Source organism: Hydrogenophaga sp. (assembly GCF_011772445.1).
Classification (GTDB): domain Bacteria; phylum Pseudomonadota; class Gammaproteobacteria; order Burkholderiales; family Burkholderiaceae_C; genus Hydrogenophaga.
Window position 1 is genome coordinate 146602 of the sequence record NZ_WVZN01000005.1, and the last position, 16723, is coordinate 163324.

Genomic DNA, 16723 nt, shown 5'->3' on the forward strand with positions numbered 1-16723 from the left:
TGCTGTCACGACACCGTTTCAGAGCCAACCATATGCACGAGGTGCATATCTGAACCAGGCCCGAGACACCCGAATTGATCAGGTCTCCCAACGACGTCCTCTCGAGGACTTGTCAAAGCCACCGAAAGGTGGCTTTTTTTTCGCCGCTGTCAGGCTTGTGCAGCCGGGATCGGATCCTGCGGGCCGCTGTGCAGCCAGTCGACGACCTCCCCGGACGGCTGATAGCCCTGCACGGCTTGCTGCAGCAACGCGCGGATGGCGTTGACGTCATTGGCCCGCATGGCGGCTTCCAGTTGTTCCAGCAGGCCCAGCAGCGTGTCGGGTGCGAGCCGCACTTCCTGCGCACGCAGGATGCGCGGGTGCCGGGTGGGCAAGGGGTTGTCGCCGATCAGCAGCTCTTCGTAGAGCTTTTCGCCGGGGCGCAGGCCGGTGATGCGGATCTCGATGTCGCCCCAGGGCTGCTGCTCGTTCTTCAGTTGCAGGCCGGAGAGCTCGATCATGCGCTGCGCCAGGTCGACGATGCGCACCGGCTCGCCCATGTCGAGCACGAAGACGTCGCCGCCCTCGGCCATGGCGCCGGCCTGAATGACCAGCTGCGCCGCCTCCGGAATGGTCATGAAGAAGCGGGTGATGTCGGGGTGTGTGACCGTGACGGGTCCGCCCGCGGCGATCTGCTCCCGGAACAGCGGCACCACCGAGCCGGTGGAGCCCAGCACGTTGCCGAAGCGCACCATGCTGAAGGTGGTGGCGCCATCCCGGCGCTCGGCCAGGGCCTGCAGCACCAGTTCGGCCAGTCGCTTGCTGGCGCCCATGATGTTGGTGGGGCGCACGGCCTTGTCGGTGCTGATGAGCACCATGTGCCGCACGCCGGCATCGAGCGCGGCACGGGCCGTCACCCAGGTGCCCCAGACGTTGTTGCGCAGGCCTTGCACGGCGTTGTGTTCCACGAGCGGCACGTGCTTGTAGGCGGCGGCGTGGTACAGGGTATGGGGCTGCCAGGCCTGGAGGATCTGGCGCATGCGGTCTTCGTCCTGGACCGAGGCCAGCAGCGGCACGATCTCGACGGCGTCGGCGTCGGCGTCGGCGTCCACGTGGCGCGTGAGTTCCTGGTGAATCGCGTACAGCGCGTACTCGCTCTGCTCGATGAGCAGCAGTGTGTGGGGCCGCAGGGCAGCGATCTGGCGGCACAGCTCGCTGCCGATGCTGCCGCCCGCGCCCGTCACGGCCACCACCTGGTCGCGGACCAGCTTGTTCAGCAGTGTGCCGTCGGGCGTCACGGGCTCGCGCCCCAGCAGGTCCTCGATGTCGAGTTCCCGCAGGTCGCTCAGGTTGACGCGGCCCGCGGCGAGATCCGCCATGCCCGGCAGGGTGCGCACGTGCAGTGGCAGGTGACGCAGCGATTCGAGGATCTCGCGGCGGCGCCGTTGCGAGGCCGAGGGCAGTGCCAGCAGCACATCGGTGGCGCCGATGGAGGGCACCAGTTCGTGCAGCGACGCGGGCGGGTAGACGTTGCGTCCGTCCAGGCTGTTGCCTTGCAATGCGGGGTCGTCGTCGATGAAGCCGAGCAGGCGGTGCTCGCCGCTGCGCGCCAGGGCGGCGGCGAGCTGGCGGCCGGCGGAACCCGCACCGTAGATCAGCACGCCGGGCAGTTCCTCGCGAGCGAGCACCTTGCGGTAGAGGCCACCGAGCCAGACCCGCACGAGCAGTCGGCTCAGGCCGACGAAGACGAACAGCAGCAGTGGCTGGATCACGCCCACGGACCGCGGTACGCCGGGCACGCTGATGGCGGTGAACACCGTGGCGTAGAACAAGCCGTACAGGGCCATGGCCTGGCCCAGGCTGAGCATGGCGTTCCAGCCGGCGTAGCGGAAGATGGCGCGGTACAGGCCGAACCGGGTGAACAGGGGAATGGCGATCGGCACGGAGCCGATGACCGCCCAGAGGTAGGGCATTTCCAGGCGCAGCCAGACCTCGAGTCGCAGGTACAGGGCCACCCAGACGGCGAGCACGCACAACGCGATGTCCACCGACACGGCGAGCGCGCGCTTGACCGGGCGCGGGATGTGCAGGAGGGCGCTGGCGAGGCCTTCGTCGGTGCCGGGAGGGGGGGCCTCGGGGCGGGGCGGACTCATGCGCGACCCTCGCCGGGGCCCAGGATCGCGTCATCCGGCAGTTGCACGCCATAGCCCAAGGCGGAACCTGCTTGCAGCCAGGCGCGCGCACCGATGCGGGTACCACCGGCCATGGTGGCGTTGGTGCCCAGGTGTCCGTACGCGCCCACCTGGGCGTGGTGGTCCACCACAGCGCCCATGTTGACGATGGCGCCGTCACCCAGAACGGCCTCGGTGCCGATGGACGCCAGGGCCATCACGGCGCTGCCCGGGCCCAGAACCGCACTGGGTGACACGAAGGCGCGTGGGTGGACCAGATTGGCCAGCAACAAACCGGCAGCGCGGACCCGTTCGGACAGTGCCTGGCGGGCCCGGTTGTTGCCGATCGCGACGTGGGCCGTTTGCACGCCACGCGCGGGCAGGTCATCGAGGAGGGCGCTTGCGCCCCAGACGGGAATACCCATGATGTCGGTACCGGGGGACTGCTGATCGTCCAGGAAAGCGAGCACCTGATGGGTGCCGCTCAGCCGAACGAGTTCGAGCACGCTGCGGCCGTGCCCGCCGGCTCCCACGATGACCAGCGGTGTTGGCTGGCTCATTCGATCATGTCTCCCCGGGAATTCTGTTGAAGTCAGTGCTGCACGCCTTCGCGCCGCAGCACCTTCATGGCCGTAAGCCAGAGGATGCGCAGGTCAAAGGCCAGGCTGCGGCGCTGAAGATACTCGATATCCAGCGCCACCTTTTGCGGAATCGGCAGCTCGTCGCGGCCGTTGATTTGCGCCCAGCCCGTCAGGCCGGGCACCAGGTCGTCCACACCGGCCTGAGTTCGGAGCGCGATGAGGTCGTCCTGGTTGAAGAGCGCCGGACGCGGGCCCACGAAACTCATGTCGCCTTTGAGGATGCTCCAGAGTTGCGGCAGCTCATCCAGGCTGCTCTTGCGCAGGAAGGGGCCGATGGGCGTGAGCCAGCGTTTGGGGTCGTCCAGCAGGTGGGTGGCCACGGCGGGCGTGTCCACGCGCATGCTGCGGAACTTGGGCATGCGGAAGATGCGGTTGTGGCGGCCCACGCGGTCGCTCCAGTACAGGGCGGGGCCAGGAGAGGTGAGGCGCACGGCCAGTGCCACCAGGGCGATGGGCACGATCAGCACCAATGCCGCCGGCACGGCCAGCACAAGGTCAAACAGACGCTTGCTCACGCTGGCAGCCCCGTTGCGGCCCGGCGCAGGCCTTCGTCCACCGACACGGGGGGGGACCACCCCAGGGTGTGGCAGGTATGCGCGATGTCAACTTGCAGGCTGCCCAGCAGTCGTTGGGCCACGGCGCGCTGGCCCAGTAGCGCGGCACTGGCCTCCAGCAGCGAGGCAGGCACCGGCAGCAGGCGCGCAGGGCGCCCCAGTGCTTTGCCCATGCGCCTGAGCAGCTCGGCCGTCGACAGGTCCTCGCCGTCGCTGACCAGGAGGGTCTGGCCGGCCGCCGCGGGATGGTTGATGCAGCTCACCAGCAGGTCCACCAGGTTGTCCAGAGCGACCAGGCTTCGGCGGTTCGCCGTCACGTCGCCCAGCGGCAGCGGCCAGCCGCGGCGCACGGCACGCATCAGTGCCGCGAAATTGGCCTTGACGCCGGGGCCGTAAACCAGGGGAGGGCGGACGATCACGATCTCCATGCCGCTGGTCGCGCCCAGCGCACGCAAGCCCTCTTCCGCCTCGCGCTTGGATACGCCATAGGGATCGAGCGGGGCTGGCGCATCGTCGAACCGGAAGGCGCGCCCCGGAGCTGTTTGTTCGCCATTGACCTTGATGCTGCTGACAAAGACGAAGCGCCGCACGCCAGCGGCGGCGCTCTGACGGGCGAGGTTCAGGGTGCCGGCGGTGTTGGCCAGGCGAAACGCCGCGAGGGGGTCGGCGGCCCGCTCGTCCATGACGTGCACGCGTGCCGCCAGATGAACGACCGCGTGTGTGTGGGCCAGGCACGCGGACCAGTCCTGGTCGGGCCTCAGCTCGGCGGCGGCAACGGGTGTGCCGGTGCCCAGCTGACCGGAGCGGCGCGCAGTGCCCAGCAGACGACGGCCCTCGCTGCGCAACCGGGCGTCCAGCGCTTGGCCCACAAATCCGGTCGCCCCCGTCAGAAGGATCTTCCCAGGGACGGCATTCATTGGGTCGCTGGTTTGGACCACACGGTGCGGTTCACGTAGTCCACGTAGCTGAGCACGACGCGCAGCACCTGAGTGGACACGGCCGGCGTTTCGTAGTCGGAGACCGGGCGCGCCGGCCCGGCGGGGCTGCTGGTCACGACGCGGATGGCATCCAGGACGCGCTCGCGCTTTAGCCCGGACATGATCAACACGCCCGCGTCCATGCCCTCGGGGCGCTCATGCGCGTTGCGGATGGTGATCGCCGGAAAACCTAGCAGGGCACTCTCTTCGGTGATGGTGCCGCTGTCGGAGATGGTGCAACGCGCTCGCGTTTGCAGGTGAATGTAGTCGTTGAATCCGAAGGGCTTGAGGAACTGAATCTTCGGGTGGTGCTGGCGCGTGCCCAGCGCGTCGAGCCGTTTGCGCGTGCGGGGATGCACCGACACCACCACTGGCAGGTCAAAGCTGTCGGCAATGCCGTTCAGTGTGTCGAGCAGGTCGTCCAGATTGGCTTCGCTGTCGACGTTCTCTTCGCGGTGGGTGCTGACGATGAAGTACTGGCCGGCTTGCAAACCCAGGCGCTTGAGTACGGTGGATCGCTCAACGCCTTCGCGGTAATGGTCCAGCACCTCCCGCATGTGGGAGCCCGTCTTGATGATGGTCTCTGGCCGAATGCCCTCGGCGATCAGGTAACGCCGTGCGTGTTCGGTCAGCACAAGATTGATGTCGCTCAGGTGATCCAGTACCTTGCGGTTCAGTTCTTCCGGCACACGCTGGTCGAAGCAGCGATTGCCCGCTTCCATATGGAACACCGGAATCTTGCGTCGCTTGGCCGAGATCACCGAGAGGCAGGAGTTTGTGTCGCCATACAGGAGAACGGCGTCCGGCTGTTCCAGCGCCATGACCGCGTCGGCGCGCTCGATCACACGGGCTATGGTCTGTGCAGCGTTCTCTCCGGCGGCCTCGAGGAAGTGGTCCGGCTTGCGGATGCCGAGGTCCTCGAAGAAGACGTGGTTGAGTTCGTAGTCGAAGTTCTGCCCGGTGTGCACCAGCACGTGCCGGGTGTGTGCGTCAAACGCGGCAATGACGCGCGACATCTTGATCAGCTCGGGGCGTGTGCCCACGATGGTCATGACCTTAAGCATGCAGCCGCTCTTGAATGTAGTTCAGCTTCGTCAGCAGCTGCTTGACGCCAGCGATGTCGAGCCGCTCGGCGTTGTGGGAGGTGTAGTCCTCCAGCGCCGAGACACGGGTTTCGCCTTCGACGAAGTATTTGTTGTAGTTGAGGTCGCGGTCGTCGGATGGCACGCGGTAGTAGCGCCCCATGTCCTCTGCCTTGCCCATTTCCTCGCGCGACAGCAGCGACTCGTAGAGTTTCTCACCATGGCGGGTGCCGATGATGCGCACAGCCGCCGGGCTGCTGAACAGTTCAAGCAACGCCTGCGCCAGGTCGCCTACCGTGGACGCCGGGGCTTTCTGAACGAAGATGTCGCCCTGGCTGCCGTACTGGAACGCGTGCAGCACGAGGTCGACCGAGTCCTCCAGAGACATCAGGAAGCGGGTCATGGCGGGATCGGTGACCGTGAGGTCCTGGCCGGCCCGAATCTGGTCGATGAACAGGGGGATCACCGAGCCGCGCGAAGCCATGACGTTCCCGTAGCGCGTGGCGCAGAGCACGGTTTCCTCGGGACCGCGCATGCGCGACTTGGCCACCATCAACTTTTCCATCATCGCCTTGGAGATGCCCATTGCGTTGATGGGATAGACGGCCTTGTCGGTGCTCAGCACCACGACGCGGCGCACCCCGGCCGCGATGGCAGCGTTCATCACGTTCTCGGCGCCGAGAACATTGGTGCGCACTGCTTCCATGGGATAGAACTCGCAGGACGGCACCTGCTTGAGCGCGGCCGCGTGGAAGACGAAGTCCACACCGTGCATGGCCTGGTGCACGCTGTCGTAGTCGCGCACATCGCCTATGTAGAACTTCAGCTTCGGGTGCGACAGCGCGATACGCATATCCTCCTGCTTCTTCTCGTCGCGGCTGAAGATGCGGATCTCGCGCACGTCAGTGTCGAGAAAGCGTTGCAGCACCGCGTTGCCGAAGGAACCGGTGCCGCCGGTGATCATCAAGACGCCATTGGAAAACATGTCGAATCAGGATTGGGAGTGGAACAGGCGCATGCCAGCGATCAGGGCCGGCCATTCAGGGGCAACGTAGCCGGTGTCTGCGTGGAACTTCGAGGCGTCGAGCGAACGGTCGATGACCAGGGAGGCGTCCGGAAAGATCTCGATCTGGCGGTCGTAGGCCTGGGCCACGAGCGCGAGGAGATCGGCCTTGGCGATGGCCCGGGTGGCCACGTGGTAGAGCCCATGCAGGTCGGGGCGAGGCAGCACGTGGTCACGCACGACGCGCGCGAGCTCCACGGTGGGCAGGCCCGAGAAGACCGCCCGGGTGAACCCCTTGACGCTGCCAGACTGCGCCAGAAACCAGCCGACCAGGCCGTTGGCGCCGCCCTCCAGCTCCTCCCCGATGATCGAGGTGCGCAGGGTGATGGTATGGGGGTAGTACACCTCGCCCAGGTGCTTCGAGCGTCCGTACAGGTCGGTGGCGTCGGCCGTGTCGGCCTCAACGTATCCACCGCGCTGGCCGGAAAACACGCAGTCCGTGCTGACGTGGATCAGCCGGGCTTTGGCGACGTCGCAAAGGCGGGCGAGCCGGTGCGGCAGCAGGGCGTTGATCGGCAGCGCTGCCAGCGGATCGTTGGCCGCCGACAACTGCTTGATGAGGCCGATGCAGTTGATGACCACGTCGGGGCGCACGCGGGCGAACAGCTGGCTCAGGGTGTCGGTGTTCTCCACATCCACGCCGCTGATGAGGCGCTCGGACAGCGCGGGGGCGAAGTGTCGCCGGGCCGCGCCCGAGCGCACGGTGGCCCAGGTTTGCAGATCCGGAGCCTGCGACAGCAGCCGAAACATGGCGTGGCCGAGCATGCCCGTGCCGCCCAGGATCAGGACGTTCAACGCGAGTTCTCCTGTGGGTGGTCGGCGTGCTGCATGGTCAGATGTCTCAGGTGTTCGATCAGGTCGTCGGTCAGTTGCGGCAGGCTGAAGTGCGCGGCCGCATACCGCCCTGCATTGTCTCCCATCGCTGCGCGCCGCCCTTCGTCCAGTCCATGCATGGCCTGCACCGCTTTGGCCAATGCGGTGGCATCGCCGGCCGGACAGGACAGTCCGGCATCGGCTTCGCGCACCAGGCGTGCGGCCTCGCCATTGATGGCAGCGATGATGGGTCGGCCCGCTGCCAGGTAGGCCTGCAGCTTGCTCGGCACGGTGTAGGCGAAGATGGGCTCGTCGCGCAGCGTCAGCAGCACCGCCGAGGACGCGGCCAGCAGGGCGGGAATGTCGGATTGTGCGAAGCGCCCCGGCAGGGACACATTGCGCAGACTGTGCTCGCGCACCTGCTGCGCCAGCCAGTCCGACAGGCTTCCGCTGCCTATCAGATAGAGGCGCACCGGGCTGCCGATCGCCTGCAGCTGGCGTGCGGCGTCTATGACGGCGTCGAGCGCCTGCGCGGTGCCCAGGTTGCCTGTGAAGGCGACGGAAAAGCCCTGGGCCATCTCCGCGGCAAGTTGGCGCGCCGACTCGCTGACCTGTGCCGCACCGCTCTCTGCGGTCCAGGCATTCGGGTAGTAGTGGATGCGGGCTGGCGCCGGCGCGAGCGCGGCAATGGGTTCGCGAAACGCTTCGGAGGGGATAAGGATGCTGTCGGTATGCCGGTAGATGTAACGCACGACGTGGCGCACAGCCGCCAGCACGCGCTGGTTACGGATGAAGCCGGTGGCGGACAGGCTTTCGGGCCACAGGTCCTGCACCCACACCGCCAGTGGTGCCCGCTTCAGCCAGGCGATGGGGATGGCCGGCAGGGCCTGCAGCAGTGGCGAGGGCGCGTACACCAGGACGGCGTCGAAGGAGCGGCCTCGCAGGACCCAGGGGCCCAGCAGGCCGGCGGCGAGGATGAAGGACAGGTAGTTGAGGGCCAGGCGAACGCCGCCCTGTCCGCGTGGCGCAAGTGGGACGCGCAGTATGTCGACATCACCCAGCGTTTCGCGTGTCAACCCGGTGGCCCGATAGTGCGGGAAGACGCGGCCTTCCGGATAGTTGGGTTGGCCTGTCAGTACCGTAACCTTCACGCCGCGCTGCGCCAAGGCCTGAGCAAGTGCGTTGATCCCGAACACCTCGGGCCAGCAGTACTGGCTGACGATGAGCAGCTTCATGGAAGTTGGTCAGGGGCAGTGGCCCGGGTCGGTGTGGTCGTCGACAGGCGCGCGAGCAAGAGTCCCCAGAGGAAGAAGGTCAGGATTCCTGGGTAGGGCTGGCGCATGCCCACTTTCAGCATGTTCTCGCCCAGCATGAGATAGAAGGTGGCCAACGCGGTGGCGATCAGCAGCGGGTCCGACAGCACCGTGCGGCGTTGTCGCCAAAGCGCGTGCACAGTCCAATACAACAGCACCAGCAAGGGGGCCACGGCCAGGAATCCGAAGTTGTACAGTGCGTCGAGCCAGTAGTTGTGCGCGCTGGGATGTTCATCGCGGTTCGGGGGGCTGGCGTGGCCGAACAGGAAGGCTCTTGTCGAACTGGTGATTCCCTCTGCGTAGTAGGCCCAGTGTCGCAAGCGGTCCGTGACACCAGCCGGGGCTCCCATCATCCGGTCGATGTCAGCTTGGGTGAGTGTGCCGGCGTTGCCCGAACCGCCCGAACCACCGCTTGCGTCCTGCATAACAAATTTGGCGGACAGGTCGTGCCACGACAGGTTGGCATAGATGCCGCCCATGGCGATGGCCACGATCATTGCGGCAAGCAGGGCTTTGATCTTGTGTCCGGTCATTGCCCGCACGAGCGCGATCACGGCCCCGCCCAACAACAGACTTCCCATGGCGGATGCCGAGCGAGAGGCGACCGCGTACACGGCCACAGCCGGCAGCAGCACCAGCAGTGCTGTGCGGGCCCAGCGCGGGGAGCGCGCATCGAGCAGCCCGCAGCTGAGCAACGTCAATCCCACCACCACCGACGGGAAGTACTGCAGATGCTGGTAAATGCTGAAGAAGCCCAGCGAGGGGGCAAGGATCAACAGACCCTGTTTCCAGGTCAGGAGCAGGTGAACCGGCACCAGCAACACCAGCATCCACAGCGCGGTGCGTTCGAACACCCGACGATCGTCCATACGGCCGAACATTTCCCCCAGAACCAGGGCAAACATGGGCAGGAGGTACTGCGCCAGAAGCACGAGCTTGGCCCCTTGTTCAGGTGAGCCGATGTTGGCCACAATCAGGGCGGTCAGAACAAAGGACAGAGCGGTGAAGAACAGGGTGGCCAGTGACCGGGATGCCCCCGTGTAGTGACCCAGCAGAGCAATGCCCCCGAACATGCCGGCAATCGACAAGGGCAGCGGAAGGTGCAGGATGGAGCCACCTGAATCGAAGATGAATGCCCTGTCATGAAACAAGCCGCCCTGGATCTGGAAGAAAAACGGCGTCACCAGGAAGGCGGCGACCAGCCAGTGCAGCGCGCCGCGCACGCGCGTCAGACCAGGCACCTGTCTGGCGGTACCCAGCAGAAATCCCAGGCTTAGCAGGGCGCTCAAGAGGTACAAAGCCGTCAGCGCTTGTGTCCCCATGACATGGAAGACAAAGGGCACGCAGGTGGCGATGAGGGCATTGGCCAGAAGATCCGGCCCAAAGACATCGTGTCCTTTGCCGGAGTGGATCAACCGTGCACGAATTGAAGCGGCCACGGTCATGATGGCACCGCCTGCGACGGAAAGTCCCACGGCGAGCCAGAAGAAGTTTGAGCCGTCGGACGTCAATGGCAATCGGGGTTGCGTCTTTGCTAGCCAGGCGAGTGCCAAGCCCGTGACCAGCATCGCTGCTGGAATGAGCAGGTAGCGTTTGGGCAGGCCGTCGCCAGCGAACCTGCGCGCCAGGGAGGGTGCCAGGGCCTGGCCATAAATGGTGGGCAATAGGCCACCAATTGCAAAGGCGGTGAAAAGCATGCCGGCCGAGGCCTTGCCCACCAGCAGGGCGATCGAGATGCGGAACACATAGACGCTTGCACCAACGATGGCGGTGGAACCGAAATGCGGCAGCAAGGTTTTGGCCGACAGCCCTCGTCCTGAGGCGGGGTTGCCGAACAGCTTTGCTTGCCGTAGGGCCAGCAACGGCGTGATGGCCCAGGGCACGGCGCTCCAGGCCAGATCGACGCCGCCAAGAAGGTGGAAGCCGACGCAGCCCAGGAGTGTGGCGCCTTCGGCCACCAAGGTGGTCAGGGCAGGTGTGGTCTGGTGCTGGCGTTCGTGCTCGGCCAGGCAGATCTCTCCAATCCATTCCGCCATGCGGCGAAAGATCAGCACGGCAGCTAGCATGGTGGGCGTACCTCCAATGCCCACGCTGAGAAATGCGGCAACGGCACCCAGTGGCAGCAGCAGAAGCAAGCGGTTGCGCAACAAATTCGGGGCTACGTGACCCTGGTGGTCCGCGAGGATTAGGCCGCGCGCGTTGGCTGAAAAGGCAAAGAACAGTGCCAGCGTGGCAGCTTGGACAATGCCGATCTCCGCGGCCAGCGTAGCGTCGCCCGTAAGGCCGATGGCCATCAGCAGGGCGGTCATCGAGAACGAGTTGAACAGGGCTGCGGCAGGAAACAGCAGAGGCATGGTGTGACAGGCAGAGTGGGGCGTTAGTGCACCAGAAAATTCTCTGGCGCTGTTATGGTTTTCGTATCCGATTGTCGGAGTGCACTTGAGTTGTCTATCCCCGGGCTGTGTGGTCTTGCGTCGCCTCCTCCTGTGCATCTTTGGCCAGCAGCAGTTGAGCCACGAATGCCTGGGCCGAGAGCGGGGTCACGGTTGGTTCCGGTGTCTTGAGGTATCGGAGCACGGCGCGGGCCATGGACACAGGCGACAAGGGGTCGAAGCACTCGATTGGCGTCACCACATCGCGGACGTAGTCCCGTTCCGCTGCCACGATGGGCAACCCGGCCGCTTGGGCTTCCAGCAGCGGCAGGCCAAAAGACTCCATCAGTGAGGGGTAGATCAATGCGCCGCTGCTGGCATAAAGGGCACCAATGGCATCGCCTGTGACATGGCCGGCGTTCACCACGCGCAAGCCGTGGGTGCGGCTTTGGGAATCGATCCAGCGCAACAGCGGTTCGTTCATTTGCTGGTCTAGCGTGAGACACAGGGATGGGAATTGGTCTCGCCGGGCGAGCTCAATCCAGGCCTCGATCAGGCGGCGGTGGTTCTTGTGAGGTTCACCGGATGCCACATAGATGAAGTCATGCGGCGAATGGTTTGCTTTCCCTTCGACCGTTTCAGCGGTTGCCTGCATGAACGGCACCACGCGCGCGGGCACTCCCAGGAAGCGCTGCACGTCACTCGCCATCGAGGGCGTCTGCACCAGTACCTGTGCGCCTCGCAGGCCATGCCGAAGCCAGAGCCGCTCCAGCAAGATGCGGCGTCGAACCTTGGGGGCCAGTTCATCAAGCGCGATGGGCGCCACCAAGTACCGGTTCTGGACGAGTACCGATACCCGGCTGTGCACAGGCAGCAGCGGCGGCAGATTACCAAAACACAGCACGTGGTCGCTGGTTCGGGCCCTTCGCGCTAGGGACAGTTCCGCCGCGAGCCGTCCTCGCAAGGTGGGCTGGAATCGCAAGACCTCCAGATGATCGGGCAACGATCTGTCCAGTTCGAGACGTCGGTCCAGCAAAGCTATGCCGCTGCGCTGTGGAATGGCGTTGAGCAGTGCCATGAGCAGCGCCCGGCCGCCGCCGTGGTGCACGTTGGGGGCGTGAATGAGCAAGCTCATGCGTCAGATCGTGGTCTGGCCAGCACCAGCAAGGTCTCGCCGCCCAGGAGTCGCACGCCCGCATGGGAAAACATGGCGTGGGCTGCGGCGCGAAGAAGCCCGGCCAAGCGTGTGACGGCTTTCTTGTTGGGCGCCGTGAGGGCAGGGCGCGTGTAACGCTCTTCTACCACTTGCCAGCCGCATTCCTCAAGCATGGCGAGAGCCAGTCCGCGGGTGAAGTAGTGAAGATGTCCGACTTTATGGCGCACATGTAGTAAGGGGCGCTCCCGGGTCACGCTGACGGCCGAGAGGTCGAGAGGAATATGAAATACGGTGTAGCCGGCACGCTCACGCAAAGCTGCCAGAAAGGCGAATGGATCGCCCAGGTGTTCGAGCACATCAAGCACCAGTGTCAGATCGGGCGTCGGTCGGTCGATGGTCAAATAGTCGCCCAACGTGAAGCGGATGCCTTCTGCCTGGCGCTGTGCCCAAAGTGCTGGCAGGCCAGGGGCGATGTCAAAACCCTCCATATCGGCTTGCTGCCAATGGGAACGCAAGGTCGACAGCACGCCACCGGCCCCACAGCCCACCTCGACCACGCTGGTCGGCGACAGGCCGTGCCGCGCCAGCAGTCTCAGGACCTGCTGCGCCTTCCATGGCGAATCAGCGCTGTCCCAATCAGGGTTCTGTTGGGCGTAGTCGCCTTCGGTATAGCGACGGGTGACCGGGTCGTGCTTCATGGATTTCGCTCGGAGGGGCTGGAGCGCACGGACCATAGCAGGCGATGGCCTGCCCGGTTGAACAAGGCATTGCCCAGCAGTCGCAGCGCCCGCAGGGACAGCACGCGCGGCCAGGATTGCGACCAGGCCGCGCGCACCGAACGGCCCGCCATGCCCCAGCGGCCCGCCCGCAGGTGCAACTGCGCGCTGATCAGGTGTGCATGGGCGAGCGCGCGAGGCCCTAGCGCCGCAATGTCGGAAGGAAGGTCTGGGGTACGCAGCAGTGCTTCAATGATGGCCACGGGTTCTGCAGCGCGCTCCGGGCTGGTGGGTGCAAACGATTGCGAGCCATCGTGAACCCGAAATCCTGCCAGCGAACGTTCGATGTGAATGAAGTGGCCTTGCAGGCCGAGGCGCAACCAGAAGTCGTAGTCCGGCATCTGGCGTAGGCGGGCATCCCATGGACCTGCGCGCTCATACGCATCGCGCCTGAAAAATGCACCAGGCCCGGGGGGGCAGACGACATCGGTGAACATCGTGCGGTAGTCGTAGGGTGGGGCTTGCACCGGCCGCACGGTTCGCGACTGCGGGTCGAGCAAGTGATAGTCGCAATACGTAGCCACGGCGTGCGGATCGGCTGCGAGTGCGGCAACCGCCGCGCTGGCTGCGCCAGGTGCCAGCGTGTCGTCAGCACTCAGGTACGCAAGGATCGACCCTCTGGCCATGGCCCAGCCTTTTGCCAAGGTGCGCGCTTGCCCCATATTGACGTGTCTTTCGCGTACGAAGTCACCAGCGATTCCTGCCAGGACTTCGGGCGTGTGGTCCGTCGAGCCGTCGTCGAGGACGATCAACTCCAGCGGATGGTGATCCTGCGCCAGCACGCTTCGCACGGCCTCGGCAAGGTACTTGCCGTGGTTGTAGGCGGGTATGACGATGGTGACCAGTGGAGCGGACATGATCACCTTGGAGCTTGGTGTTGCGACATGACTTTCCATAGGCCCGGGCGAACCTCGACACATTGTGGTGGCTGCGCCGCCGAGCCTGGCGGCACGAGATACACCACGACGTTGCCATTTTCGACCAGGCGATACACGGGCAGTTGGACTCGGCGCAGGCGATCTTCCAGCCAGCCATGCGAACTGCGCTCCACCACTGCATAGCGAAAACCTCCCGCTTGCAACGCAGCGAGCACGTCGTCGGTCTTCTGTATGACGTCCTGTTCCGCCAGGCTGTCGCGGCATTGAAGTTGATCGGATCGTAGCCAGTAGCCATAGTAGCCAGCGATCATGACTCGCTCTCCGGGACGCCCCTCGTTGGCCAATGCTGACAAGGGTGGGCAGGATTCGCTGGCTTTGAGACAACGTTCTTCCCGACCCGTGGTCAACAGCCGCAGGTTGGCTGCTCCGGCCCTGACTTTGTTGACGGCGGAATAGAGGGCCAAAATCAACAAACCCCAAGTGCCGAGGCGCAACCACCAGCGCCGATCCCCCAGTGCCGCTTGAGCCGTAAGCGCCGCCAGCGGCGCGAACAGCAGCAGGGTGGCCAAGATATAGCGAGGGGCAAGTACGGAAGGGCGCATGACCACCCAGGCGACGGTAGACAGAAGCGCCGCCGATGTCACCGCAGTCAAAATGCTGTCTCGCCAGCGCGCACCGTGCATTGGGCGCCGCAGCGCGATCCAGGCCATGCCAGGCACGGCCAGCAGCAGCAGCGACACGCCACCGCCCTGCATAGGATAGGTGCCAAAAACGAGTGCGTACGGATAGGTCAGCAGGATTTCTCGCGTCACCTCCGGGCTGTGCCACACCTGATTCAACCAAGAGCCGACTTCGCCCATGCCGAAAAAGGGTGCCAGAGGGGCGCCATAGAGCACGCCGTTCTTGAGCCACTGTGGCAGCCATGCCAGGGCGGCCCAGGCTGCCAGCACGCTCGCTGTGCGGACCAAGGCCCGTCCGTTGTACCGGTCGCCCAGCGCGTGGCCGCGGCGTTGCCACGCCAGCAGCACCAACATCGCCACGCCCAGCGTGAGCACATACGAGAACTTGGCGACCGTGGCGCTGCCGGCCATCAACCCCGCCCAGGCCAGCGCACGGAAGCGGCCGTCCTCTGGCGCATCACGCAACAGCCAGTAAAGAGCGGCCAAGGCGAAGGCGGCGCCGAACAGGTCCACCTTGCCGTCGAACACGTACAGCGTGAAGCTGGACGACGTGATCAGGATGGTCCAGGCCACCCAGCGCGCCACCAGACCACCGCCGCAGCGGCCGACAATGCCCGAGAGAAACACGCCGCAGGCCAGGGCCACCGGCCAGACCAGGAACTTGGCGGCGGCTGTGCCCTGCCAGCGCATCAGCACGGCGTAGTGCAGCTCGGCCGGCAGGCCGATGCTGGAGAACGCCTCGTAGGTACCGCGCATGGGCTCGAGCACGCCGCTGCTTGCCATGATCAAGGCGTAGGCGAGGTAGAAGGCTTCGGCATCGCCCGTGGGCGGCATGGTGAGGGCTGCCGGGGCCAGGCACAGGAAAAACAGCACCACCACCGCGGCCAGGCCGCGCATCGGCCAGTCCAGGCGCCAGAAGCTGTCCCAGGCATCGCGCAGCATCGCCATGCCTTGCGCCGCGCGGGGGCGGCTGGCAATCAGCGCCAGCCAGCCGAGGACCAGCACGGCACCGACCGGCACGGGTTGCAACTGGCCCATGAGGCCCAGCACGGTGAACACCGCATTGAAGACCATCAGGCCCGCCAGGAACTGCGTGGCCAGGTCCACCCAGGCGTCCGAGGCCAGCGCCGCGGGTCGCGCCGGACCACGGAGGCCCAGTGCCCACTGCATGGCCCGGCCTGCCCCCACACAGGCCAGGGCATGTGCGGTGGTGACCGGTACCGCCAGCATCAGCGTGGCCAAGGTGACGGTGGGGTGGGCGTTCATGGCTTGTCTTCCTCGCGATGAACCGGCTCAGTCTCCTGCGCCCCGATCGTGCGCGGCGATGGCGCAGCCGGTCGCGCCAAGAGGCACAGCGCGCCGATCAGCGACGACCCGAGCAGCGTGACCAGATGCAGCAGAACGACGAAAGCCAGTGCCTGGATCCCATGTACCTGCAGCATGCCCAAGGCTGCCACGCCAAAAAACTCGTAGGTGCCTACGAAGCCCGGGGAGGCCGGGACCATGGTGCCGATGGCGATCAGCAGCAGCACGAACAAGGCGTTGCCGGGTGCGAGGTCAAGGCTCAGCGCGCGCGCGGTGAGCCACACCAGGGCCACCTCCAGGGTCCAGATGATGATGGTGAGCAGCAGAAAGCCGGTGAAGCGCCCCGGCCGAAAGCCGCCTGCGATGCCCGCCAGCGCGGATTGCAGGATCTCGCGGGCGCGCGCGGCGGTGCGATCGGGGAGGCGCCGCAGCAGGCGCGCGTGCAGCCAGGGCACGAAGCGCTCGCCCATGGTGTGCGCGGCTGTGAGCACGGCGATGGCGGTGGCGGTGATGGCCGCCACCACCACGCCCGCCTGCTTGAGCCAGGTTGGAATCGCCGGGTAGGACAGCAGCACCGCGGACAGCAGTACCAGCATGAAGGCCAGATCCGCGGTGCGCTCGACCACCAGTGTGGCAAAAACCTTGGTGCGCGACATCTGCTCCGTACGGCCCAGCTCGAGCGCACGGGCGAGGTCGCCAGCGCGCGCGGGCAGCAAGTTGTTGAGCAGGTAGCCGATCATCAGGGCGCGAAAACCCGGCCACCAACGCACCGGCGGCTGGTGCTCCACCACCAGCCGCCAGCGCTGGGTGCGTAGCGCGAAAGACGCGATCAGCAGCAGTGGCAGGGGCGCGAGCACCCAGGCGTCGGCGCCTGCCAGCGTGCGGGCCACCGCGCCGAGGTCGAAGTGGCGCATCAGCCACCCGATGGCGGCCAGACTCACCGCCAGGCCAGCCATGGTCAAG

14 protein-coding genes are annotated in these 16723 nt (G+C 65.8%); all 14 read right to left on the reverse strand.

What is annotated here, in order from left to right; all coding sequences use genetic code 11:
• Positions 1-149 precede the first annotated feature (149 nt).
• Entirely contained in the window at positions 150-2132 is a 1983-nt protein-coding gene (locus GTO19_RS02230; protein WP_291017981.1) for a nucleoside-diphosphate sugar epimerase/dehydratase, read from the reverse strand.
• Positions 2129-2710 carry an acetyltransferase gene (locus GTO19_RS02235; RefSeq protein WP_291017983.1) on the reverse strand — a complete coding sequence of 194 codons (582 nt, stop codon included), beginning with the start codon at positions 2708-2710 and terminating at the stop codon, positions 2129-2131. The genes GTO19_RS02230 and GTO19_RS02235 overlap by 4 nt, the downstream gene beginning before the upstream one ends.
• Before the next feature lie 32 nt (positions 2711-2742).
• Complete coding sequence (locus GTO19_RS02240; protein ID WP_291017986.1) at positions 2743-3306, reverse strand: sugar transferase; 564 nt, start codon at positions 3304-3306, stop codon at positions 2743-2745.
• Complete coding sequence (locus GTO19_RS02245; RefSeq protein WP_291017988.1) at positions 3303-4262, reverse strand: SDR family oxidoreductase; 960 nt, start codon at positions 4260-4262, stop codon at positions 3303-3305. The genes GTO19_RS02240 and GTO19_RS02245 overlap by 4 nt, the downstream gene beginning before the upstream one ends.
• A complete protein-coding gene (wecB, locus tag GTO19_RS02250; protein ID WP_291017990.1) occupies positions 4259-5386 on the reverse strand; it encodes a non-hydrolyzing UDP-N-acetylglucosamine 2-epimerase in 1128 nt (375 codons plus the stop codon). Before wecB ends, GTO19_RS02245 begins: the two co-directional genes overlap by 4 nt.
• Positions 5379-6389, reverse strand: coding sequence for a polysaccharide biosynthesis protein (locus tag GTO19_RS02255; protein WP_291017992.1), 1011 nt, complete (start codon positions 6387-6389; stop codon positions 5379-5381). The genes wecB and GTO19_RS02255 overlap by 8 nt, the downstream gene beginning before the upstream one ends.
• Before the next feature lie 6 nt (positions 6390-6395).
• Positions 6396-7262 carry an SDR family oxidoreductase gene (locus tag GTO19_RS02260; RefSeq protein WP_291017994.1) on the reverse strand — a complete coding sequence of 289 codons (867 nt, stop codon included), beginning with the start codon at positions 7260-7262 and terminating at the stop codon, positions 6396-6398.
• Complete coding sequence (locus GTO19_RS02265) at positions 7259-8515, reverse strand: glycosyltransferase family 4 protein (protein WP_291017996.1); 1257 nt, start codon at positions 8513-8515, stop codon at positions 7259-7261. The genes GTO19_RS02260 and GTO19_RS02265 overlap by 4 nt, the downstream gene beginning before the upstream one ends.
• Entirely contained in the window at positions 8512-10947 is a 2436-nt protein-coding gene (locus GTO19_RS02270) for a hypothetical protein (protein ID WP_291017997.1), read from the reverse strand. The genes GTO19_RS02265 and GTO19_RS02270 overlap by 4 nt, the downstream gene beginning before the upstream one ends.
• A 94-nt stretch (positions 10948-11041) precedes the next feature.
• Positions 11042-12100: a glycosyltransferase gene (locus tag GTO19_RS02275; protein ID WP_291017998.1), complete on the reverse strand. Its 1059-nt coding sequence runs from the start codon at positions 12098-12100 to the stop codon at positions 11042-11044.
• Entirely contained in the window at positions 12097-12819 is a 723-nt protein-coding gene (locus GTO19_RS02280) for a methyltransferase domain-containing protein (RefSeq protein WP_291017999.1), read from the reverse strand. The genes GTO19_RS02275 and GTO19_RS02280 overlap by 4 nt, the downstream gene beginning before the upstream one ends.
• Entirely contained in the window at positions 12816-13754 is a 939-nt protein-coding gene (locus GTO19_RS02285) for a glycosyltransferase (protein WP_291018001.1), read from the reverse strand. Before GTO19_RS02285 ends, GTO19_RS02280 begins: the two co-directional genes overlap by 4 nt.
• A gap of 2 nt (positions 13755-13756) precedes the next feature.
• Complete coding sequence (locus GTO19_RS02290) at positions 13757-15721, reverse strand: hypothetical protein (protein ID WP_291018003.1); 1965 nt, start codon at positions 15719-15721, stop codon at positions 13757-13759.
• Positions 15718-16716, reverse strand: a complete 999-nt coding sequence (locus GTO19_RS02295; protein ID WP_291018005.1) for a lysylphosphatidylglycerol synthase transmembrane domain-containing protein — start codon at positions 16714-16716, stop codon at positions 15718-15720. The genes GTO19_RS02290 and GTO19_RS02295 overlap by 4 nt, the downstream gene beginning before the upstream one ends.
• Positions 16717-16723 lie beyond the last annotated feature (7 nt).

Coding starts and splice junctions, on each gene's coding strand:
- GTO19_RS02230 (WP_291017981.1), bottom strand. CDS start 2,132: ATGAGTCCGCCCCGCCCCGAGGCCCCCCCTCCCGGCACCGACGAAGGC.
- GTO19_RS02235 (WP_291017983.1), bottom strand. CDS start 2,710: ATGAGCCAGCCAACACCGCTGGTCATCGTGGGAGCCGGCGGGCACGGC.
- GTO19_RS02245 (WP_291017988.1), bottom strand. CDS start 4,262: ATGAATGCCGTCCCTGGGAAGATCCTTCTGACGGGGGCGACCGGATTT.
- wecB (WP_291017990.1), bottom strand. CDS start 5,386: ATGCTTAAGGTCATGACCATCGTGGGCACACGCCCCGAGCTGATCAAG.
- GTO19_RS02255 (WP_291017992.1), bottom strand. CDS start 6,389: ATGTTTTCCAATGGCGTCTTGATGATCACCGGCGGCACCGGTTCCTTC.
- GTO19_RS02265 (WP_291017996.1), bottom strand. CDS start 8,515: ATGAAGCTGCTCATCGTCAGCCAGTACTGCTGGCCCGAGGTGTTCGGG.
- GTO19_RS02270 (WP_291017997.1), bottom strand. CDS start 10,947: ATGCCTCTGCTGTTTCCTGCCGCAGCCCTGTTCAACTCGTTCTCGATG.
- GTO19_RS02275 (WP_291017998.1), bottom strand. CDS start 12,100: ATGAGCTTGCTCATTCACGCCCCCAACGTGCACCACGGCGGCGGCCGG.
- GTO19_RS02280 (WP_291017999.1), bottom strand. CDS start 12,819: ATGAAGCACGACCCGGTCACCCGTCGCTATACCGAAGGCGACTACGCC.
- GTO19_RS02285 (WP_291018001.1), bottom strand. CDS start 13,754: ATGTCCGCTCCACTGGTCACCATCGTCATACCCGCCTACAACCACGGC.
- GTO19_RS02290 (WP_291018003.1), bottom strand. CDS start 15,721: ATGAACGCCCACCCCACCGTCACCTTGGCCACGCTGATGCTGGCGGTA.
- GTO19_RS02295 (WP_291018005.1), bottom strand. CDS start 16,716: ATGGCTGGCCTGGCGGTGAGTCTGGCCGCCATCGGGTGGCTGATGCGC.